Source organism: Microbacterium sp. MM2322 (assembly GCF_964186585.1).
Lineage (GTDB): Bacteria > Actinomycetota > Actinomycetes > Actinomycetales > Microbacteriaceae > Microbacterium.
In genome coordinates this window covers 314,911-335,336 of sequence record NZ_OZ075067.1, presented here as the reverse complement: position 1 = coordinate 335,336, position 20,426 = coordinate 314,911, and the positions used below count along the sequence as shown (strand labels likewise).

The 20,426-nt window shown below is 71.3% G+C and carries 18 protein-coding genes and 1 tRNA gene; 7 read left to right on the top strand and 12 right to left on the bottom strand.

What is annotated here, in order from left to right; genetic code table 11:
• Positions 1 to 51: 51 nt before the first annotated feature.
• Positions 52 to 2,571, bottom strand: coding sequence for a polynucleotide kinase-phosphatase (locus tag ABQ271_RS01605; protein ID WP_349309821.1), 2,520 nt, complete (start codon positions 2,569 to 2,571; stop codon positions 52 to 54).
• A complete protein-coding gene (locus ABQ271_RS01600) occupies positions 2,568 to 3,926 on the bottom strand; it encodes a 3' terminal RNA ribose 2'-O-methyltransferase Hen1 (RefSeq protein ID WP_349309820.1) in 1,359 nt (452 codons plus the stop codon). Before ABQ271_RS01600 ends, ABQ271_RS01605 begins: the two co-directional genes overlap by 4 nt.
• Before the next feature lie 151 nt (positions 3,927 to 4,077).
• Here ABQ271_RS01600 and ABQ271_RS01595 point away from each other — a divergent pair, with 151 nt between their 5' ends.
• On the top strand, positions 4,078 to 4,458 hold the full coding sequence (locus ABQ271_RS01595) for a hypothetical protein (RefSeq protein WP_020097820.1): 381 nt from the start codon (positions 4,078 to 4,080) through the stop codon (positions 4,456 to 4,458).
• Positions 4,459 to 4,505: 47 nt separating this feature from the next.
• On the opposite strand, the gene ABQ271_RS01590 is transcribed toward ABQ271_RS01595, so the two are convergent.
• Positions 4,506 to 4,596, bottom strand: a tRNA-Ser gene (locus tag ABQ271_RS01590).
• Positions 4,597 to 4,740: 144 nt separating this feature from the next.
• On the opposite strand from ABQ271_RS01590, the gene ABQ271_RS01585 reads away from it, so the two are divergent.
• Genes ABQ271_RS01585 through ABQ271_RS01575 form a run of 3 tightly spaced genes read left to right on the top strand, consistent with a single transcriptional unit; the run spans position 4,741 to position 7,957 of the window.
• A complete protein-coding gene (locus ABQ271_RS01585; protein ID WP_349309819.1) occupies positions 4,741 to 5,511 on the top strand; it encodes a DUF429 domain-containing protein in 771 nt (256 codons plus the stop codon).
• 59 nt (positions 5,512 to 5,570) lie between these two features.
• Complete coding sequence (locus tag ABQ271_RS01580) at positions 5,571 to 6,950, top strand: MFS transporter (RefSeq protein ID WP_349309818.1); 1,380 nt, start codon at positions 5,571 to 5,573, stop codon at positions 6,948 to 6,950.
• A 53-nt stretch (positions 6,951 to 7,003) separates the two neighbouring features.
• Positions 7,004 to 7,957, top strand: a complete 954-nt coding sequence (locus ABQ271_RS01575) for an L-lactate dehydrogenase (protein WP_349309817.1) — start codon at positions 7,004 to 7,006, stop codon at positions 7,955 to 7,957.
• A 10-nt stretch (positions 7,958 to 7,967) separates the two neighbouring features.
• On the opposite strand, the gene ABQ271_RS01570 is transcribed toward ABQ271_RS01575, so the two are convergent.
• On the bottom strand, positions 7,968 to 8,618 hold the full coding sequence (locus tag ABQ271_RS01570) for a TRIC cation channel family protein (protein ID WP_349309816.1): 651 nt from the start codon (positions 8,616 to 8,618) through the stop codon (positions 7,968 to 7,970).
• 29 nt (positions 8,619 to 8,647) lie between these two features.
• Positions 8,648 to 9,340 (bottom strand): alpha/beta hydrolase, encoded by a 693-nt coding sequence (locus ABQ271_RS01565; RefSeq protein WP_349309815.1) that lies wholly within the window; start codon positions 9,338 to 9,340, stop codon positions 8,648 to 8,650.
• Between the two features lie 150 nt (positions 9,341 to 9,490).
• Between ABQ271_RS01565 and radA the strand changes: the two genes are divergently transcribed.
• Positions 9,491 to 10,849 carry a DNA repair protein RadA gene (gene radA / locus ABQ271_RS01560; RefSeq protein WP_349309814.1) on the top strand — a complete coding sequence of 453 codons (1,359 nt, stop codon included), beginning with the start codon at positions 9,491 to 9,493 and terminating at the stop codon, positions 10,847 to 10,849.
• A gap of 8 nt (positions 10,850 to 10,857) precedes the next feature.
• Here radA and ABQ271_RS01555 read toward each other — a convergent pair whose 3' ends face one another.
• The 3 genes from ABQ271_RS01555 to ABQ271_RS01545 all read right to left on the bottom strand — a co-directional run bounded on the left by ABQ271_RS01555 (position 10,858) and on the right by ABQ271_RS01545 (position 12,841).
• Positions 10,858 to 11,259, bottom strand: a complete 402-nt coding sequence (locus ABQ271_RS01555) for a dehydrogenase (RefSeq protein ID WP_349309813.1) — start codon at positions 11,257 to 11,259, stop codon at positions 10,858 to 10,860.
• A 298-nt stretch (positions 11,260 to 11,557) separates the two neighbouring features.
• Complete coding sequence (locus ABQ271_RS01550) at positions 11,558 to 12,283, bottom strand: hypothetical protein (protein WP_349309812.1); 726 nt, start codon at positions 12,281 to 12,283, stop codon at positions 11,558 to 11,560.
• Positions 12,284 to 12,328: 45 nt separating this feature from the next.
• The gene (locus ABQ271_RS01545) at positions 12,329 to 12,841 is read right to left on the bottom strand and encodes an amino-acid N-acetyltransferase (protein ID WP_349309811.1); all 513 of its coding nucleotides are present in this window, start codon (positions 12,839 to 12,841) and stop codon (positions 12,329 to 12,331) included.
• Between the two features lie 87 nt (positions 12,842 to 12,928).
• On the opposite strand from ABQ271_RS01545, the gene ABQ271_RS01540 reads away from it, so the two are divergent.
• The gene (locus ABQ271_RS01540) at positions 12,929 to 15,439 is read left to right on the top strand and encodes a circularly permuted type 2 ATP-grasp protein (RefSeq protein WP_349309810.1); all 2,511 of its coding nucleotides are present in this window, start codon (positions 12,929 to 12,931) and stop codon (positions 15,437 to 15,439) included.
• Positions 15,436 to 16,317, top strand: a complete 882-nt coding sequence (locus tag ABQ271_RS01535) for a transglutaminase family protein (RefSeq protein ID WP_349309809.1) — start codon at positions 15,436 to 15,438, stop codon at positions 16,315 to 16,317. Before ABQ271_RS01540 ends, ABQ271_RS01535 begins: the two co-directional genes overlap by 4 nt.
• Before the next feature lie 435 nt (positions 16,318 to 16,752).
• Here the strand turns inward: ABQ271_RS01535 and ABQ271_RS01530 are convergent, their stop codons facing one another.
• From ABQ271_RS01530 to ABQ271_RS01515, 4 genes are all read right to left on the bottom strand, one after another.
• Positions 16,753 to 18,264, bottom strand: a complete 1,512-nt coding sequence (locus ABQ271_RS01530) for a hypothetical protein (protein WP_349309808.1) — start codon at positions 18,262 to 18,264, stop codon at positions 16,753 to 16,755.
• Positions 18,265 to 18,544: 280 nt separating this feature from the next.
• On the bottom strand, positions 18,545 to 18,787 hold the full coding sequence (locus tag ABQ271_RS01525) for a hypothetical protein (RefSeq protein WP_349309807.1): 243 nt from the start codon (positions 18,785 to 18,787) through the stop codon (positions 18,545 to 18,547).
• Between the two features lie 140 nt (positions 18,788 to 18,927).
• Positions 18,928 to 19,641: a GntR family transcriptional regulator gene (locus ABQ271_RS01520; protein ID WP_349309806.1), complete on the bottom strand. Its 714-nt coding sequence runs from the start codon at positions 19,639 to 19,641 to the stop codon at positions 18,928 to 18,930.
• Positions 19,638 to 20,411, bottom strand: a complete 774-nt coding sequence (locus ABQ271_RS01515; protein ID WP_349309805.1) for a 3-oxoacyl-ACP reductase — start codon at positions 20,409 to 20,411, stop codon at positions 19,638 to 19,640. The genes ABQ271_RS01520 and ABQ271_RS01515 overlap by 4 nt, the downstream gene beginning before the upstream one ends.
• Positions 20,412 to 20,426 lie beyond the last annotated feature (15 nt).

Sequence of the window (20,426 nt, the reverse complement as noted above, 5' to 3'; positions counted from 1 at the left end):
TTCCGCTCCGGAATGGCCGCAGATCGCGTCGGGTCGACGTCGTGCAGGGGGTTACAGGCGCGGGTCGATCGGGTCGGACTCCAGGGCGAGGACGCCGAACACCGCCTCGTGCACGCGCCAGAGCGGTTCTCCGGCGGTGAAGCGGTGGAGCGACTCGATCCCGAGGCCGTACTCGCGCGCCGCGAGCGAGCGCTTGTGGCCGACGTTGCGGTCGCGGAGGCGCGCGAGGTTCGCGGGGTCGGTGTAGTCCGGGCCGTAGATGATCCGCAGGTACTCGCGCCCGCGCACCTTGATGCCCGGCTGCACGAGTCCCTTCTCGGTGCGCGTGAGGTTGGCGAACGGCTTGACGACCATCCCCTCGCCGCCCGCCGCGGTGAGTTCCTCCCACCACGAGACGGCGTCCGCGACGGATGCCTCGTCACCGAGGTCCACGCGCCGTCGCCGCGTCGGCGCCACGAGGTCGGGTGCGGCGTCGACCAGGCGGTCGGCGACCCCCAGGTGCCAGCCGTGATCGCGGGTCTCGAACGTGGCATCCCCTGCGGCGAGCACCTGGAACGGCGCCACCCGAACCTCGTCGTCGCCGCCGACGTAGCGGCGATACGCAGCGCGGAACCCCCGCGCGCCCTCGGCGCGTGCCTGCGTCCGCGCCGCGAGGGCACTGACGTCGATCCCGGATGCCGCGGCCCGAGCGAGCACCGCAGCGGCGGCATCCGTCGCGGTCTCCGCCGCGGTCGCGACCGACGCGTACAGGTCGCGGACGAGCGCGCCGGCCTTGAGCGACCAGGGCAGGATCTCGGCGTCGAGGAGCACCCACGACGCGCCGAGCTCCTCCCAGACGCCGGCCCGCTCGAGCGCCTCGTCGAGGCGAGCGAGCATGTCGGCTTCGACGTCGGAGGCGAAGAAGGGGCGACCCGTCCGCGTGTGGATCGAGCCCCGCCATCCCTCGGGCGCGGTGAACCGTGCCGGGTCGCGCGACACGAGCACGAGGGCGCGAGAGCCCATGTGCTTCTCCTCGGCGATGAGGTCGGTCACGCCGTTTCCGCGGTAGGTCGCGAACGCCTCGTCGGGGTGCTCGAGGTAGCCCTCGCGCGCCGAGGTGTTCGGCGGCGACATGGTGGGCGGCAGGTGGATCAGCCAGCGCGGGTCGGTCGCCCAGCGGCTGATCGTCTCGAGGCCGCCCGCGGACTGCTCCTCCTGAATGCCGACCCGGCCGTGCAGGCTCGTCTGCACGGTGAGCTTGCCCTGCACGTCGGCGAGGTCGAGGACCCCCGGAGCGCGCGTCGGCGCAGCGGGGACGAGCGGGCGGATCGGGTCGTACCAGACCTGCTCGGCCGGCACCGAGACGACCTCGCGCTCCGGGTAGCGCATCGCCGAGAGCGCTCCGCCGAACACGCACCCGGTGTCGAGGCACGCGGTGTTGTTGACCCATTCGACGGTCGGGACCGGTGTGTGTCCGTAGAGCACGACCGCCGTGCCGCGGTAGTCCTGGGCCCACGGATGCCGCACCGGAAGGCCGTACTCGTCGGTCTCCCCCGTCGTCTCGCCGTAGAGGGCGAACGCGCGCACGCGCCCGGACGCGCGGCCGTGGTACTGCTCCTTCAGCCCCGCGTGGGCGACGACGAGGCGCCCCTCGTCGAGGATCAGGTGCGACACGAGGTCGTGGCAGAACGCCTCGACCTGCTCGCGGAACTCCTCGCTCTCACCCGACAGCTGAGCGAGCGTCTCCTCGAGGCCGTGCGAGACGGTCACCTTCGCGCCGCGCAGGGCGCGGACGAGCTTCGCCTCATGGTTGCCCGGCACGGCGAGCGCGCTGCCCGAGGCGACCATCCCCATCGCGAGGCGCAGCACCCCGACGACGTCGGGCCCGCGGTCGATGAGGTCGCCGAGGAACACGACACGACGCTGTTCGGGATGCCGCGCGTCGATCGCCCGGCCCTGCTCGTCGCGCTCGAGCTCGTAGCCGAGGCGTCCGAGCAGTGCCTCGAGTTCGCTGCGGCATCCGTGCACGTCGCCGATCACGTCGAACGGTCCGCGCTCGTCGGTGCGGTCGGTGAGCAGACGCGTGCGTTCGATCGTCGCGTCCGCGACCTCATCGGGCGTGCGGAGGACGTGTACCTTGCGGAAACCCTCGCGTCCGAGGTGGCGCAGCCCGCGGCGGAGCTGGTCGTTCTGCCGCTTCACGACGTGGGCGGGAATGCGACGGTCGGTGCGCACCGCGTTCCGCTCGACGGACACGGATTCGGGCACGTCGAACACGATCGCGACCGGCAGCACGTCGTGCGCCTTCGCGAGTTCGACGAGCGCGCGTCGGGCCTCGGGCTGCACGCTCGTCGCGTCGACGACGGTGAGCAGTCCCGCGTCGAGACGCTTACCCGCCACGTACTGCAGCGCGTCGAACGCGGCCGCGGTGGCGGACTGGTTGGACTCGTCATTCGAGACGAGCCCCCGGAACGCGTCGCTTGAGAGCGTTTCGTAGGCGCCGAAGTGCTCCCGCGCGAACGTGGACTTGCCCGAACCGGATGCCCCGACGAGGACGACGAGCGACAGGGCGGGGATGTCGAGGACGGTCATGCCGCGACCTCCTTCCGGAACAGGGCGAGTTGGGTGGGCGCGCCGAGGTCGGCATCCGCGTCACCGACGGGACGGAACTCGACCGCGTAACCGTGCCGGCCGGCGACCCCCTCGGCCCACGCGCGGAACTCGTCGCGCGTCCACTCGAAGCGGTGGTCGTCGTGGCGGAACGTGCCCGCCGGCAGATCGGGGTAGAGCGCGTTGTACTCCGCGTTGGGCGTCGTGACGACGACGGACCCGGGCGAGGCCGACGCGAAGACGGCGTCTTCGAGCGCACCGAGTCGCGACGGGTCGACGTGTTCGATGACCTCCATGAGCACCATCGCGTCGAACCCGCACAGGCGCTCGTCGCGGTAGACGACCGAGCCGTGAAGAAGGTCGATGCGTTCGCGTTCGGCGTCGGATGCCTCGGCGAGCCGCAGCATCCGTGCCGCCTGCTCGAGCGACCGGGCCGACACATCGACGCCGACGATCTTGGTGAACGAGCGATCCTTCACGAGGCGCGCGAGCAGGGCGCCCGGCCCGCAGCCCATGTCGACGACGCGGTGCGCGCCGACGTCGGCGAGCGCGGCGAGGACCGCGTCGGCCCGGTGCTGGCTGAGCGGCGTCGGGCGTTCCTCGAGTGCCGCGTCGGCTGTCTCGAGCAGAGCGCGCTGGTGCAGGAGGTAGCGGCGGGTGATGAGGTCGCGCTCCGGGTGATCCGCGAGCCAGCCCTCGCCGGCGCGCTCGAGCTTGCCGATCTCGTCGTCACCGACCCAGTAGTGCTTGGCGTCGTCGAGCACCGGCAGAAGGACGTACAGCTGGCGGAGCGCCTCGGCCAGACGCACCTCACCGGTCAACACGACCGAGCTGTAGCGCGAGTCTCCCCACTCGGGGTGCTCGTCGTCGAGCGCGATGCGGTGTTCCTCGACCTGCCAGCCGCACGGCTCGAACATCCGCCGGACGAGGTCGTCGCCCCCGCCCCGTGCCGAAACGACGGGGATCTCGATGCGCAGCGGCAGAGCGGATGCCGCCAGCTCGGGGTACGAGTCGCTCCGCCCGGTCATCGCGGTACGGAAGACCGTGCCGATCGCGACGGCGAGCATGCTCGACGCGACGTACGGGCGGTCGTTGACGTAGTGACCGAGAGCCCCGGCATCCCCTCGGAACCGCTTGTTGCGGACGAGCGCGATCGGGTCGACCTCGAGCATCACCGCGACGGTGCAGCGGTCGGGCGTTGCCTCGGGGTAGAACACGTGGATGTCACCGACCGGCGCCGAGAACGTCTGCACCTTGGCCGGATGCTTGTACATGAGGAAGCCGAGCGCCGTCGCATCCTGACCGTCCGTCGGCGCATAGGTCACCGTCGCGAGCATCGTCGCCTCCCCCGTCGTGGCATCCGACTCACTCTAGGGCGGCGTGCCTGGTCTCGACCCGACGCGATGTGCGCTGACCGTGCGCGGATGGATGCCGTTCGCGTCGGCTCGCCCTGGTCCCGGCCGGGAGCACGCCGCTAGGGTCGGGGCTATGACCGCCGTCACCGCGTCCGAGGCCCGTCCCGTCGCACGCCGTCGCTACCGACCGACCCGGTGGACCGTGCTCGTCGCCGGCGTGGTGGTCGTCCCGCTCGCGCTGATGCTCGTCTTCAACAGCTGGGGCCCGCTGACGGAGGAGTCCGCCGTGCGCATGGCCTTCGCCCAGGTCGCGGGCCAGACCGTCGCGATCCTCAGCGCGCTCGCCTTCGTCGTCCTGACGATCCGCCGCGGCGTCGATTGGGCCGCCACTGCGGGTGCCCTTCTCGTCGCGGCGCTCGTCATCTCCTGGTCGGCCGCCGCGATCGATCGCGCGGCAGGCGACCTGGTCGATCGGATCGCCACCGTCCAGAGCGTGTCGCTGCTGGAGGGCTGACGTCCGCCGAGAGAAACAGAAAACCCCCGCATCAGCAGGGGTTTTCATGGCGGTGACGGTGGGATTTGAACCCACGGTAGGGGGTTACCCTACACAACTTTTCGAGAGTTGCACCTTCGGCCGCTCGGACACGTCACCGTCGTCCAGCTTACGACACCAGAACGGATGCCGCGAACCGAGCCTCGTCCTGCCTCGCCGAAGCGTCGCAGATGGTCGTGTTCCGCCCGGTTCGGCGACCATCTGCGACGTCTCGACGCACCGGCGGACGGGTAGCGTCGCGGTGTGATCACCACCGGAGTTGACCTCGCGGCGCAGCCGGCGCGTACGGCGGTCGCCGTCGTCGACTGGCGCGGTGGGGGCGCCGAACTCACGACGCTCCGCCTCGACAACACGGATGACGACATCGTCGGGTTCGCCGCCGGGTCGACGCACGTCGGCGTCGACTGCGCGTTCGGCTGGCCCGACGACTTCGTCGCCTACATCGCGGCGAACGCGCGGGGCGAGGCACCCGCCCCGGACCTCCGCGGCATCGAGGGACGTCGCCTGCTCGCCTACCGCGAGACCGACCGAGCCACCCACCGGATCACGGGGCGCCTCCCCCTCAGCGTCTCGACCGATCGCCTGGGACTCACCGCGATGCGGTGCGCCGACCTGCTCGCAGGGTTCGCCGCCGCCGGTGACGTGGTCGACCGGTCGGGCGCGACGGGACGACTCGTCGAGGTCTACCCCGCGGCATCCCTCCGCCTCTGGGGTGTCGCGGTGTCCGGATACAAGACGGATGCCGCGGCCCGTTCGACGGCGACGGCGATCCTCCTCACCGCAGCTCCCTGGCTCACCGTCACCCCCAATCAGCGCGCGCTGATGCAAGCCTCTGACGACGCGTTCGACGCCGTCGTCGCCGCACTCATCGCCCGCGCACACGCGCTGGGCGCAACGCACCCCGTCCCGCCCGCCGCGCTCGACCGCGCCCGCCGGGAAGGCTGGATCGCCCTCCCCTCCACTCCCCTCGCCGGCCTCGACCCGACGCGACCTGTCGCTTCCCCGCCCGAATGACGACCGTTCCCGTCGGCTCGAGCCCCCGCTGATCTCCTCCCCGGGCGTAACGTGAGCCTGTGAGCGCTCCGACGACATCCCCCCGGTTCGGGCTGATCGTCGCGATCGCAGCGCTCGCGTCGGCCGTCGCGTTCCTCGACGGCACCGTGGTCAACGTCGCACTCCCTGCCATCCGCGACGAGCTGGGCGGCGGTCTGTCGACACAGCAGTGGGCGGTGGATGCCTACCTCCTCACCCTGAGTTCCCTCATCCTCTTCGCGGGGTCGGTGAGCGATGCCTTCGGGCGCGTGCTCGTCCTCCGCATCGGACTGATCGGCTTCGGCATCGCCTCGATCGGCGTGGGGCTCGCTCCCGACCCGGTGGTCCTCATCATCGCCCGAGCACTGCAGGGCGCCGCAGGCGCGTTCCTCGTGCCGAGCTCGCTGGCGCTCATCACCTCGCTCCTGACCGGCCCCGCGCAGGCACGCGCGATCGGTCAGTGGACGGCATGGACGACCGGGGCGAACCTCGCCGGCCCCCTAATCGGCGGGCTGTTCGTCGACCTGCTGTCGTGGCGGTTCGCGTTCCTCGTCAACACCCTCCCGATCGCGGCGACCTTCTACCTCCTGTCGCGCCTCGGCCACATCGACCACCGGCGCGACGACGCGCACATCGACCTCGTGAGCGCCGCGCTCTGCACCCTCGGGCTCGGCGGGGTGGTCTTCGCGCTCATCGAACAGCCCAACCTCGGATGGGGGCATCCGGCGATCTGGATGCCGCTGGTCGCCGGCATTCTCATGTTCGCGGCGTTCCTCTGGCGTCAGCGCACCGTGCGCTCGCCGATCCTGCCGCTCGGCATCTTCCGCGTCCGGAACTTCTGGACGGGCAATCTCGCAACGTTCTTCATCTACGCCGCGCTCTCACTCAACGGGTTCGTCGTCGGGGTCTACCTCCAGCAGGGCGCGGGTCTGAGCGCGACGCTCGCCGGGCTCTCGAGCCTGCCGACGACGCTGGCCCTCATCGCGCTGAGCTCGGTGGTCGGCGGGTGGGTCAACAGGTTCGGACCTCGCCTGTTCATGACGGCCGGTCCGCTCGTCATGGCGGCGGGCGCCCTGATGTTGCTGGCCGTCCAGAAGGACTTCGACTACTGGACGCAGGTCCTCCCGGGACTGATCGTGTTCGGCCTGGGGCTCGGCGTCACGGTGTCGCCCTTGACGTCGACGATCCTCGGCTCGATCGGCGGCGAGCGATCGGGTATCGCGTCGGCGACGAACAACGCGGTGTCGCGCATCGCCGGACTCGTCGTCATCGCGATCCTCGCGGTCATCATCGGCGGCGCGCTCGACCTCGACGGGTTCCACCGCGCCGCGCTGGTCACGGCGGTCCTGATGGTCGCGGGCGCACTGGTCTCGTTCCTCGGCATCCGCAGGCCCGTCACGGCCGACGCGCAGTCCATCTGATTTGCACGGCTGGATGCGGACCGGCGGCATCCATCGACTGCCACACTGACGGTATGAGCGTCATCGAGAACTCGAAACTCACCGTCGTCGGGGCGGGCGCCGTCGGATCGAGCGTCGCCTACGCCGCCCTGATCCGCGGGTCGGCACGGCACGTCGCCCTCTACGACATCGCCGCTGAGAAGGTCGAAGCCGAGGTCCTCGACCTCGCCCACGGCGCGCAGTTCACCGGGTCGAGCGACATCTCGGGCGGGTCCGACGTCGCGGTCGCCGCGGGCTCCCACGTCGTCGTGATCACCGCCGGCGCGAAGCAGAACCCGGGACAGACCCGCACCGAGCTCGCCGGGGTGAACGCCGGCATCCTTCGACGGATGCTGCCCGAACTGCTCGAGGTCGCACCGAACGCCGTCTACGTCATCGTCACCAATCCGTGCGACGTGCTCACCGTCATCGGTCAAGAGGTCACCGGCCTTCCGCCGGAGCGGATCTTCGCGTCGGGCACCGTGCTCGACACCTCGCGCCTGCGGTGGAAGCTCGCGCAGCGCGCGGGAGTGTCGACCTCGAGCGTGCACGCCTACATCGTCGGCGAGCACGGCGACACCGAGTTCCCGCACTGGTCGCGCGCGACGATCGGCACGGTTCCGATCCTCGACTGGCAGCCCCTCGACGGACAGCCGAAATTCACCGTCGATGAGCTCGACCGCATCGCCGTCGATGTGCGGGATGCCGCGTACACGGTCATCCGGGGCAAGGGGGCGACCAACTACGCCATCGGCCTGTCGAGCGCCCGCATCGTCGAGGCGATCCTCGGCGACCAGCACGCCGTCATGCCGGTATCCACGGTGCTGAGCGACTTCCAGGGCGTCGACGGCGTTGCCCTCTCGGTGCCCTCCGTCGTCAGCAGCGGCGGCGCCCGACCGATCCTCGAGACGTCCTTCTCGGCCGACGAGCTCGCACTCTTCCACCGCTCCGCCGACGCCTTGAAGTCGGTGGCCGCGTCGCTGCGCTGAGCCGATCCGATCAGGTCGCGCGCGGTCGTCGCAGCAAGCCCGGTTCGGGAAAGGTCCACCGGAACGCGACCGCGACGACCCGGACAGTCACCGTGACCGCAATGCAGATCACGCCCGCGATGAGGGTCGGGACGGCGAACGCGTTCAGGACGACGAGCACCGCGACGCCCGAGGCTGCGGCGACCGCATAGAGCGTGCTGACCTGCAGGAACGAGAACGGCAGGTTCAGGGCGACGTCGCGCAGCATCCCACCGCCGATCGCGCCGATGACACCGACGACGACGGCGCCCACCGGGCCGACGCCGAGCGACAGGGCCTTCGACGCACCGATGGCGCCGAACATCCCCATCACGATCGCGTCGAGCACGATGAGCGGCCAGACAGCCCGCGCGATCACGGACGCCACCGCCATCCCCACGACAGCTCCGGCCGCGGCGACCAGGAGATACCAGTTCTGCCAGATCACGACGGGCGGCTCGTTGAGCACGACGTCGCGGAGCAGGCTTCCCCCGAGCGCGACGAGGAGGCCGATGACGAGCACGCCCAGCACATCGATGCGCTGGTGTCGGTGCTCCGCCGCGACGAGCGCGCCCTGCAGGCCGCCCAGCCCTGCGGCCAGCAGTTCCACCCAGAGCGGGACGGCGAACGGGACGACGCTCATCTCGGTTCCTCCTCGGCGCGGGCTTGGCGTCAGCGCTGGGAGGCGGCGGCGTCGGCGATCACCTGAGCTACCGTCTCCGCCTGCGAGATGAAGAGCGCGTGGCTGCCGGGGACGTTCGTGATCTGCGCACCGACCCGCGAGGCCATGTGCTGCAGCATCGACTGGTCGAACGCCTTGTCCTCGGTGGCGATGACGGCCCAGCTCGGTGTGTCGCGCCATGCCGCAGCGGTGACGGCCTCACCGAACACGGACATGTTGACGGGGACCTGGCTGTCCGCGAGGAACGCGGCATCCGCTTCGTCGAGGTCGGCGGCGAACCCGGCACGGAAGTGGTCGCGAGCGAGGTAGCCGTAACCGTCCTCGCGGACGTCGATGACGAATTCCGGGGTTGCCGCGAAGCCCTCGTACTGCTGCCCGCTCGACTCCCCCACGTCGGGGATCAGAGCCGAGACGTAGACGAGACCCGCCACGTTCGGGTGGGTGCCGGCTTGCGTGATGACCGTGCCGCCCCAGGAGTGGCCGACGAGGATGGCCGGGCCGTCCTGCTGATCGAGGACCCGAGTGGTGGCCGCGACGTCCGCCTCGAGTGAGGTGAGCGGGTTCTGCACGATCGAGACGCGGAATCCGCGGGCGGTGAGCAGGTCGTAGACGCGACGCCATCCCGAACCGTCGGCGAAAGCGCCGTGGACGAGGACGACGTTGGTGATGTCTGCAGTGTTCATGGATCTCTTCCTTCTCGTCGGGCTCGGATCGAGCCGCTTAGTGATGGGGGTAACGCGATTGATACGCAATATATTGCATATCGATCTGCGGCCGCAAGAGCCATGTGAAGGACGGAGAAGGATGTCGGATGCCGCGATTAGCCTGAACTCATGGCTTCCCGACGACCCGCTCCCACCGCGGCCTTCCGCTGCACCGAGTGCGGGTGGACGACCGCGAAGTGGGTCGGGCGGTGCGGCGAATGCCAGCAGTGGGGCACCGTCGTCGAGGCGGGCACGGCTACGGGGATCACGGCATCCATCACGCCCATCGTTCCCACCCGCAGCGCCCGACCGATCACGCAGATCGACACGCGGGAGACCCCGCGACGGTCGAGCGGCGTCGGCGAGTTCGACCGCGTTCTCGGCGGCGGCATCGTCCCGGGAGCGGCGATCCTGCTGTCGGGTGAGCCCGGGGTCGGAAAGTCGACCCTGCTCCTCGAGGTCGCCGCGCAGAGCGCGCGCTCAGGGCGACGCGTCCTGTATGTCAGCGCCGAGGAGTCCCTCGGCCAGGTTCGGCTGCGCGCCGAACGCACCGGCGCGCTGCACGACGAGCTGTACCTCGCGAGCGAGACCGACCTCGCCACCACGCTCGGCCACGTCGACGAGGTGCGCCCCGACCTGCTGATCGTCGACTCGGTGCAGACGGTCTCTTCGGGCCTCATCGACGGCGCGGCGGGTCAACCGAGCCAGGTTCGAGAGGTGGCATCCACCCTCATCCGCATCGCGAAGGAACGAGACCTGCCGGTCGTGCTCGTCGGTCACGTGACGAAAGACGGGCAGGTCGCCGGTCCCCGCATCCTCGAGCACCTCGTCGACGTCGTCTGCCACTTCGAGGGCGACCGCCAGACGTCGCTGCGGTTCGTGCGTGCACTCAAGAACCGGTTCGGCGCGACCGATGAGGTCGGATGCTTCGACATGGCCGGCGACGGCATCGCCGAGGTCCCCGACCCCAGCACCCTCTTCCTCAGCACCCGCCCCAGCGAACCCGGGACGTGCGTGACGGTCGCCCTCGAAGGCCGGCGGGCGCTCCCCGTCGAGGTGCAGGCCCTCACCCTTCACACCACCGCGCCGAACCCCCGCCGCATCGTGAGCGGTGTCGACAGCGCGCGCGTCGCGATGGTGCTCGCCGTGCTCGAGAAGCGGGCGGGGATCAAACTCTCCGACCAGGACGTCTACGTCTCGACCGTCGGCGGGGTGCGGCTCACCGAGCCCGCCGCCGACCTGGCCATCGCCCTCGCCATCGCCAGCGCGGCCACCGAGCGTCCCAACCCCACGAAGTTCGCGGCGATCGGCGAGCTGAGCCTTTCCGGCGAGATCCGCAAGGTCACACAGCACGAACAGCGGCGATCCGAAGCCGCGCGCCTCGGATACAAGGCGGTCATCGATGCGAGCGCCGGCACGCTGCGCGACGCCCTGAATCAGCGGGCACGTCACCACGCACCGACATCGGACGACCGCCCCGATTTCTGAGGCGGAGGTCAGGCCTCGAGGGCAGCGATCAGGTCCGCGGGAGACGCCTGCATCGCGTGGGGGCCGGCGATGTCGAAGAACACCGTGGTGATCTCCTCTCCATGCGTCCCGAGGAAAGCCCGCAGCCAGGCCGGCGACTGCAGTCCGACGCCCGGCGGCAAGGTGGCGGGCTTGTTGGCCGCGTCGCTGAACAACAGCAGGGCGACATCGCCGGTGGCGGGGTCACGGTAGGTCCAGACCTCACCGGAATCCCGAGGGTCGTCCCGCGCACCCGGACGCAGGAGCGGCACGACCGTCGGACCGTGTCGCAACGCGAACGCGAGCGCAGCCATGTCCTGCGTCTGAAGCGCATCGGCGAGTGCGGTGTTGCGGAACTCGAGCGGCTTCTTCTCGCGCTTCTTCCCAGCCATCCCCTCAGCCTAGGCGGGATGCCGCGCCTCGCCGCGCCCTCCGACGCCAGAACATAAGGGGGCCCCCTCGAACTCCCCATTGGGGACTGGAGAAGTCGAGAGGGCCCATCACTCACCGGCGACCGGAGACCCGATGTCTCGCATCTGGGGGGGTGGCGAGACTCCGCTGGGGGGACAGCGGGGGTGAGCCGCCGGGAGCTGACCCCAGGGTACGCACAGAGGGTTCCCGCGGGACACCCCCGCAGGCGTCGTGTCAGATGAGAAAGTTCTCAGAATGGGCTGAGCGTCCCGGTTGCGGTCAGCGCAGGGTGAAAGAAGCCGGCTCGACCGAGCCGATCCCGCCGATCGTCACCGCCAGGTTGTACCAGCCGGGCAGCGCCTTCTGCCGGTCACCGTCGCACGTGTCGACCGCGGAGCGCGTGCGGTCCCAGACGATCGGCGTCGCGCTCGTCACGGTCTTTCCTGCGTCGAGCTGCACGATCTGGTCGCTCGGCTCGCTCTGGCAGTCGGTCGAACGCCACCAGGTGTCGCTGCCACTCGTGATCTCGAACGTCTGCGCCGCCGTCCCGACGTTGATGAGGCACGGCAGGTCAGTGTCGTTGACGAGCGTGATGGACAGCTTCGGCAGCTCACCGGTCCCGTACGAGCTCTTGTCGGTGGTGGCCGTCACCGTGACGTCGCCGGTCGTGCAGGGCGCGACGTCGCTGGCCGTGCCACCGTCGCTCTCACCGTCGCCGTCGCCTTGCGCGCCGGTGTCGCCGTCGGCCGAGGAGGTGACCCGCGGGCTCGGCGTCGCTGTCGGCGTCGACGCGGACGGCGCCGCCGACGAGGTCGGGGCAGGGGTGGCGGATGCCGACGCTCCGCCCGCGGGCTGCGACGCGGCATCCGTCATCGCCCGCCAGGGCTGCCAGACGACGAGGGCCACGATGCCGCCGACGATCAGGAGGGCGAGCAGCAGCACGGCGAGCCGGCGTCGGCGGTACACGGCCGGCGACGGCCGACGGCGGGGGGTCTGGCTGCTCACGCGTCCAGGGTATGCGCGGCCCCCGCGCTCACCCGCCCGGCGCGCCTACAACTGCTTGAGCATGCGGGTGTTGCCCAGGGTGTTGGGCTTCACGTGCGCGAGGTCGAGGAATTCGGCGACGCCCTCATCGGCGCTCCTCAGCAGTTGCGAGTAGACATCGGGGTCGACGACCTGCTCGCCGATCTCGGCGAAACCGCGACGGGAGAAGAACGGCACCTCGAACGTCAGGCAGAACAGACGGCTGAGCCCGAGCGCTCGCGCGTTCTCCTCGAGGAGATCCACGACCGCGCCCCCGACGCCGCGGTGCAGCCAGTCGTCGGCGACGATCAGGGTGCGGATCTCGCCGAGGTCCTCCCACATGACGTGGAGCGCGCCGCATCCGACGAGGCGATCGCCCGCTTCGGCGACGACGAACTCCTGCACGGTTTCGTAGAGGGTGACGCGTTCCTTGCCGAGAAGGATGCGGCGCTGCACCCACGGCTCGAGGAGTTCCTGGATGCGGGGGATGTCGGAGGTCCGCGCGGGGCGCACGGTGTAGGTGGCGTCCGGTCCCGTCATGCGTTCCACTGTATTCGCCCTGCACCCGCTCCCCCGCGCGGATCGACCCGTCGCCTACCCCTACGCTGGACGGAGGAAGGTGACCCCGTGAGTGTGCTCCGTGACTATGCCGCGGCCGTGTCGCAACCGACGCTGTCGTTCGCGACGACGACGCCGCGCTACGACGAGGTCGTCGACCCCGACGGCGCTCTCCGCCCGGCGTGGCAGGGCCTCGCCTCGCTCGCCCTCGGCCTGACGCACGACGAGCTCGAACGCGTCGACGGGGAGATCTCGCGCTTCCTCGCCGACGACGGCGTCTCGTACGCCCGCGCCGGAGACGACCTGCAGCCGTGGCGGCTCGACCCGATGCCCCTCGTGCTGGATGCCGCGGGATGGGCCCGCATCGACGTCGGCCTCGCGCAGCGCGCCGAACTGCTGAACGCCCTGCTCGCCGACCTGTACGGCCCGCAGGTCGTGCTGCGCGAGCGGATCGTGCCGGCCGCCGTCATCCTCGGTCACGCCGGATTCGTGCGCGCGATGGTGCGTCCCGGCGAGGAGAACCTGCCGCCCGACCTGCTTCTCTCGGCGACCGACCTCGGGCGGGACGGCGCCGGCGAATGGCACGTGCTCGCCGACCGCGTGCAGGCTCCTTCGGGGCTCGGCTACGCCGCCGAGAACCGCCGGGTGATCGCGCAGGTGCTGCCCGATCTCCTCGACGAGGGCACCCTGCACCGCATGGACCCGTACTTCGCCGCGCTCCGTGCGGCGCTCATCGCCGCCGCGCCCGAGGGCGCGAGCGCACCGCGCATCGTCGTCCTCTCCCCCGGACCGCTGTCCGAGACGGCGTTCGACCAGGCGTTCATCGCCAACGCGCTCGGGTTCCCCCTCGTGCAGGGCAGCGACCTCGTCGTCCGCGACGGATCCGTCTGGATGAAGCCCGCCGGGTGGCCGCAGCGCACCCCGCGCGAGCGCGTGGACGTCATTCTCCGACGAGTGGATGCCGAGTGGTGCGACCCCCTCGAACTGCGCTCCGGATCGCGGCTCGGCGTCGCCGGCCTGACCGAAGCGGTCCGTCGCGGGCGGGTGCGGGTCGTCAACGGTCTGGGCGCCGGCGTGCTCGAGAACCCCGCGCTCTTCCCCTACCTCCCCGCGGTCTGCGAGCGGCTTCTCGGCGAGCAGCTCCGCCTGCCGTCGGTGCCGGCGTGGTGGCTCGGCGACCCCGCTGCCCGCGCCGAGGCGCTCCCCCGATTGACCGCAGGCGACCCCACTCTCGACGTACGCCTCATCGACGATCCGCGCCGTCGGCTGTCCCTGGGCGATGCCGACCTCCTCGCTCGCGTCGAGCGCGAGCCGCACCGGTTCGCCGCCGTCGAGCAGCTGCCCCTCTCGCAGGTTCCGGTGTGGGATGCCGGGGGCGCGGCATCCGCTCTGCCCGTCACGCTGCGGGGCTTCGCGATCCGCTTCGGTTCGACGTACCGGCCGCTCGTGGGCGGTCTCGCCACGGTGCGGAGCGCGCCGGACGCCGCGCCGCGCACGAAGGACGTGTGGGTGCTGAAGGCGGACGAGTCCGAGGCCGACCAGGGGATCGCCGACGTGGCATCCCTCCCCACGACACGGAGCGACCCGACTCTCGCGCCGCGCGCGCTGTCGGACCTGTTCTGGACCGGCCGATACGCCGAGCGCGCCGAGGACCTGCTCCGTCTCGTGATCGCGACGCAGTCGGCGCTCGATCAGCCCGGTGCGCACCGGGCGACCCGTGCCGGAGAGAGCGTGCGGGTGCTCCTCGCCGCGCTCCACACGCTCGCCGGCACGCGCGCGACTGAGCCCGAGTCGGAGTTCCGATCGTTGCTGCTGGATGCCGCCCGCCCCGGCTCCGCCGCGCACTCGATCGCCCGCCTCCGCGACGCCATGGAGGGTGTGCGCGACCAGCTGTCGGGTGACACCTGGCGCGTGTTCGCGAACATCGAGCGAGCCGTGCTCGCCCTCCGGGGCGCACCGCGACCGCACCGCACAGCCGAGTCCGCCGGGCGCATGCTCGCCTCGATGCTGTCGCTCTACGGCGTCACCGCCAACATGATCCGCGACCCCGGCTGGCACATGATGGAGGCCGGCCGCTACCTCGAGCGCGGGCTGCAGCTCACGACCCTGCTGTCGTCGGCGCTGTCGGCCAGCCGAGGCCCCCGCACCGACCGCGACGTTCTCGAGTCGCTGCTGCTGTCGGCCGAGAGCGTCGTCACGCACCGCCGGCGCTACCGCGGCACGGTGCGCGCCGCGGACGTCGCCGAGCTGCTCCTGCTCGACCGCGGCAACCCCCGTTCGCTCGCCTTCTCGCTGCAGACGCTGCGCGAACACCTGGCCGCGATGCCCGCCTCGACGGGGTCCTCGCGGGCCGAGCGTCTGCTCGACCAGCTCGAGACCGAACTCGCCGAGGTCGAAGTGCTCGAGATGACCGCGGTCGTCGGCGGTCGTCGCGAGCGGCTCGTCGACAGCCTCGAGGGCGTCCGGGCACAGCTCGAGCAGCTGTCGGATGCGATCGGCGACCTGCACTTCGAGGCCGGCCCGCCCGCCGTGTCGATGACCGAACTGTCGCTCGTCGAGCTGATGGGTGCACGCGCATGACCCGCTACCGGGTGTGGCACCGCACCGCGTACACCTACAGCGACGCCGTGCAGGACAGCATTGGCCAGTTCCACCTGCGCCCGCGCGAGCTGCCGTGGCAGCGGATCTCGGACTCCGGGGTGACCGTCGACCCGCATCCCGGCGACATCTCGCCCCGCACGGACTGGTTCGGCAACTCGTCGACCTTCTTCCACGTGACCGACCCGCACGAGGCGCTGACGATCGAAGCCTCCAGCGAGGTGACGGTCACCGTTCCCGCGTACGACGCCGAGGCGCTCGCGCAGCCGTGGGAGCTCGCGCGGCCGCTGCGGCATCCCGACATCGACGGTGCCGTCGAGGCCACCGAATACGCGCTGGAGTCCGCGCGCGCCGTCCACGACGCGGCGGCCATCGCCTACGGCGCCGAATCGCTCACACCCGGTCGACCGATCGGCGAAGCGGCGACGGATCTGATGGAGCGGATCTTCCGCGACTTCGACTACGACAAGACCGCGACGACCGTGACGAGCACGGTGGGCGACGCGATGACGAAGCGGGCGGGCGTCTGCCAGGACTTCGCCCACGTCGCCCTCGCCTGCCTGCGCGGTCACGGCGTCGCAGCCCGGTACGTCTCGGGCTACCTCGCGACGCAGCCGCCACCGGGCAAGGAGCGCGTGTTCGGCGCGGATGCCTCGCACGCATGGCTCGCGGTGTGGCTGCCGGGCACCGATCAGTGGCTCGCGATCGACCCGACGAACAACCAGTGGGCGAACGACCGGTACGTCACCGTCGCGTGGGGCCGCGACTACGGCGACGTCTCACCCGTGACCGGCATCATCTTCACCGAGGCGAAGACCTCGACGCTGCGCGTGCAGGTCGACGTCGCACCGCTCGACTAGCGCGCGTACGCGGATGCAAGAGATCCGCGCCGACACGCCGGTGACGGGCAGGCGGATGCCGGGTGTCGCCCGGCATCCATTGCATCCGGCGACGCCGGGTCAGGGCACGGGTGACGGCGGACCCGGGCGAGGTCGCCAGCGGACCCGGCGCCATCACACGCCACTCGACACGTTTCACACCCCCTGCCTCGACACTTGCACGACCGGCGGTGCTGATGTGGCCCAGCAGCCGCCCCGAGGCCACACCCGCACCACCGATCGTGCATTCGTCACATGATCAGCGGCGCCGGTGCAGCGCCGCGCGGGCGAGCCGGCCCGGCGTGCAGCGGCCTTCGAGGCGCGTACGCGGATGCAAGAGATCCGCGCCGACACGCCGGTGACGGGCGGGCGGATGCCGGGTGTCGCCCGGCATCCATTGCATCCGGCGACGCCGGGTCAGTTGCGGGGCTCCCCCAGCGGCAGCACCCGCGTGCCGAAGTCGAGGATCGTGTACCTGCCGCAGGCGATGGTGTCGGCGTCGAAGGTCGATACCCCGGCGGGGAGCTCGAAGGGGACGGTCGCGGCATCCTGGATCAGGAAGGTCACGGGCCCGCGATGCTCCGCCCGATTCACGAGCCAGTCGTACGGCCGCAGGGTGTAGTCGACCTGGACGAGCTGCGCCGGGTCGGCGAGCGCCAGCTTCGGTGCACGGACGGTCCAGAACTGTCCGGCCCCGGTCCGTCCGGAGCGCTCGACCCATCGGGTGACGCATGCGAGATCACCGTCCCCGCGCCCGGCGGCGGCAACGGCCACGGGCACCGCGGCGACGCCTCCGACCGCAAGCGCACCGGCCAGCGTCGCCCCGGCAGCACGCGGTAGCGAGACGGCCGGCGGCGCGACGGCCAGTACGAGGATCGGGAGGAACACCCACGGCTGCAGGTAGCGGTCGGCATCCGTGCCCGCGACGACCACCACCGCCGTCGCGATGATCGGCGCCATCACCGAGACGGCGCACACGGCGGTCACGATCGTGTCGTGTCGCCGCCAGGCCCGCATCCCGAGGATCAGGCAGGCGACGAACAGAGCGGTTACCGCGGCCAGCCAGAGCACGCCGTTCCACCGCCCCGCCGTGGCCCCGACGACCCCGGCGAGGTGGGCGAGCGCGGCATCCGCCTGATCCGGACGCAGGTAGTTGCCACCGGCCGCGACGATGTTCGCGGCGAACGGCGCCCGCAGAAGGTATCCGACGGCCGCGGCGCCCGAGACGCAGAGGACGGTGACGAGTGCGAGGCGCGGCGCGATCCGGCGGCCGAGCAGAAGGATGCCGACGGCCCCGACGACCGGCACGACGCACCACACCACGACGAGTGGGTTCGTGAGCGTCGACACCGCGACGACGATCGCGATCAACGCCACCGTGCGGACGGTCGATGCGCCCTCGAGCAACCGGCGGAACAACCCGACCACGGCGAGAGTGCCGACCACCGTGGCCGCGTAATACGTCGTCGTGGTGGTCAGAGCCGCGAGATGGAACCCCGGCATCCCCGCCGGTCCTTCGAGGAGGATGAGCGCCACGAACCCGGCGAAGGCGAGCACGCTGCCCGCCACGGGTCGCGCGCCGGGGCGATGCCGCCCGGCGACGAGGCGGATCCCGCCGTACACGACGAGGAGGGTGACGACGGCGTTGAGGGTGAGCGTGCCCGTCGTGCCCAGCCCGAGCAACGACAGCGCTCCGTACAGCGCGGTCTCCGGCAGGAACAGCACGGGCGAGAGCGCCCAGTCCTGCGGCTCGCCTCGCCGCAGGGAGTCCGCGATCAGGGCGACGACGACGGAATCACCGTCGCGGTACAGCAGCCACGAGCTGGTCGAGGCGACCGCTGCGACCGCGATGAGCGCGAGGGCGGCAGCGGCGCCCCACCCGGCTGCCTCCGCGGCGCCACGCCGCTGCATCAGACCGGTCCGCATCATCACCGCTCAGCAAATCAGCTTCGCCGCGCGGGCACCACTCGCCGCGTTCACGGATGCAAGGGATCCGACGCAACACGCCGACGATGCACGCCCGGATGCCGCGTGTCGCCCGGCATCCCTTGCATTCCGCGCCGCGCACACCACGCACACCGCGGCGGCTCGCCCGGGACCTCTGCTACCGGTCGGCGCGCCGCCCGCCCGCACACCTGCACGACCCGCGGGGCTGATGTCGTCCGAACACTGCCTCGAGACCACACCCGCACCACCGGTCGTGCATCTGTCACGCGATCCGCCGCCGACGCGCCGTCGCCCCGGCGAGCAGACCGGCGACGAGCACCACCGCCGACACCGCGAGCCACAGCGGCACGCCGGTCGGGATGCCGACCAGCGACCGCACACTGATCACCTCGACGGACCCGTCCGGCCCGTCTCCGAAGGCGGTCACCGTCACGACCGGGGCGAGGACGACGGCGACCACCACGAGCGCCGCCACCGTCACCCAGAGAACAACACGTGTGGTCATGTCGCCAGCGAAGCAGAGTGGCCGCCGGAACGGAACCCCGCTCCCGTTCGCGGATGCAAGGGATCCTGCGCAACACGCCGACGATGCACGCCCGGATGCCGCGTGTCGCCCGGCATCCCTTGCATCCGTCGACAGCGGCCTCAGCCGAGGAAGCCGCGCAGCAGCGCTTCCGACCCGGCGAGGTGCTCGAGCACGGCGGCCTCGGCGGCATCGGGTTTACCGGCGAGGATCGCGGCGACGATCCGGTCGTGCTGCGCGTCGGAGTGCTCGATGTTGCGCGGCAGCAGCGGGAACGTGTCGAGCCAGGCGTTGATGCGAGCCCGGTTCTCGACGACGAGGGGAAGCAGCGACGGGATGCCGCTGGCCTCCGCGATCGCCAGGTGCAGCAGCGAGTCGAGCCGGCGGTACTCGCCCTCTGCGGCTCCCGCGGTCGCGCGGTGCGCGTCGTTGAGGTGGGTGCGGACGGCATCCGTCAACTCCCTCGATGCCGCGGCGCGCGCGGCGCCCGCCTCGAGCACGCGCCGCAGCCCGAGGATGTCCTCGAGCTCGGCGGCGTCGACGGGACCCGCGTGCACCGGGAGCGGTTCGGCGACGAACGTCCCGCCGTAGCGTCCGCGTCGCCGCACCACGAAACCGGCGTCGGCGAGCTCGCCGATCGCCTGGCGCACGGTGTCTCGGCTCACGCCGTACCGCTCGGCGAGGTCGCGCTCCGAGGGAAGGGACTCCCCCGGTGCGACCACGCCGAGCCGGACGGTCTGCACCAGCCGCGCGACGGTGTCTTCGAGCGCGTTGCCGCCGCGCACCGGTCGGTAGACGGTGCGGCCGAGATCTGGCGACGACGCGGCCGGTGTCACAGCGGCGTCACGTAGGCGTTGGTGATGCCGCCGTCGACCACGAACGCGTTGGCGGTGATGAAGGAGGCGTCGTCCGAGGCGAGGAACGCGACGGCCGCGGCCAGCTCTTCGGGCTCGGCGAAGCGACCCATCGGCACGTGCACGAGCCGGCGCTGCGCGCGCTCGGGGTCAGCCGCGAAGAGTTCGCGCAGCAGCGGCGTGTTCACCGGTCCCGGGCAGAGCGCGTTGACGCGGATGCCCTGCCGGGCGAACTGCACACCGAGCTCGCGGGTCATCGCGAGCACGCCGCCCTTCGAGGCGGTGTACGAGATCTGCGACGTGGCCGAGCCCAGGAGCGCGACGAACGACGCCGTGTTGATGATCGAGCCCTTGCCCGCCGGCACCATGTGGCGGAGCGCGGCGCGCGAGCAGAGGTAGACGCTCTTCAGGTTGACGTCCTGCACCTTGTCCCACGCGGGCAGCTCGGTCGTCTCGATCGAGTCGTCGTCGGCGGGTGAGATGCCGGCGTTGTTGAACGCGATGTCGACCGAGCCGAGGTCGGCGGCGACACCGTCGAAGAGCGCGTCGACGGATGCCTGGTCTGCGACGTTCACCTGGCGGAAGACACCGCCCACCTCGTCGGCGGCCTGCTGGCCGGTCACGGGGTCGAGGTCGGCGATGACGACGCGGGCTCCCTCGGCGGCGAAACGGCGCGCGGTCGCGAGACCGATGCCGCTGGCACCGCCGGTGATGATGGCGACGCGGTCGCGGAGGCGCTGGGTGAGGTCCATGGGGGTCCTTCCGGG